Origin of the sequence: Pseudomonas sp. 51_B (genome assembly GCF_017491595.1) — a bacterium.
GTDB lineage: Bacteria > Pseudomonadota > Gammaproteobacteria > Pseudomonadales > Pseudomonadaceae > Aquipseudomonas > Aquipseudomonas promysalinigenes.
This window is the reverse complement of sequence record NZ_JAFGYW010000282.1, coordinates 1-481: the sequence shown is the minus strand read 5'-3', so window position 1 is coordinate 481 and position 481 is coordinate 1. Positions and strand designations below refer to the sequence as shown.

Sequence of the window (481 nt, the reverse complement as noted above, 5' to 3'; positions counted from 1 at the left end):
CCCCTCGCCGAATTCGCTACTGCCAGGCCCGAAGGACTTGCCCATGCCTCGTGAAATCGCCTTCCACGGCGTGTACATGCCGACCATGACCCTGATGTTTTTCATTGCTGCGGGACTGGCCTGGGCAGTTGACCGCTTCCTCTCGGGGTTCGACCTGTACCGTTTTTTCTGGCACCCGGCGCTGCTGCGTCTGAGCCTGTTTACCTGTCTGTTCGGCGCCATGGCGCTGACTGTCTACCGTTGAGAACATCTTGATGAAAAAGTTTTTCAGCCTGCTCGCGACCCTGCTGGTGTTGGCCCTGGCGCTGTGGATCGGCCGCACGTTGTGGGAGCACTACATGAACACGCCGTGGACCCGCGATGGTCGCGTGCGTGCCGACATCATCAACGTCGCCGCCGACGTCACCGGCGAAGTGGTCGAAGTGCCGGTGCGTGACAACCAGTTGGTGAAGAAGGGCGATCTGCTGATGCGCATCGACCC

2 protein-coding genes are annotated in these 481 nt (G+C 60.7%); both read left to right on the top strand.

Annotated elements, in window-relative coordinates; all coding sequences use genetic code 11:
* Nucleotides 1–43: 43 nt before the first annotated feature.
* Nucleotides 44–244 carry a DUF1656 domain-containing protein gene (locus J5M56_RS24840; RefSeq protein ID WP_016771611.1) on the top strand — a complete coding sequence of 67 codons (201 nt, stop codon included), beginning with the start codon at nt 44–46 and terminating at the stop codon, nt 242–244.
* 10 nt (nt 245–254) lie between these two features.
* Nucleotides 255–481, top strand: a 227-nt coding sequence (locus J5M56_RS24835) for a biotin/lipoyl-binding protein (protein ID WP_207938041.1), incomplete at its 3' end; no start/stop codon positions are given.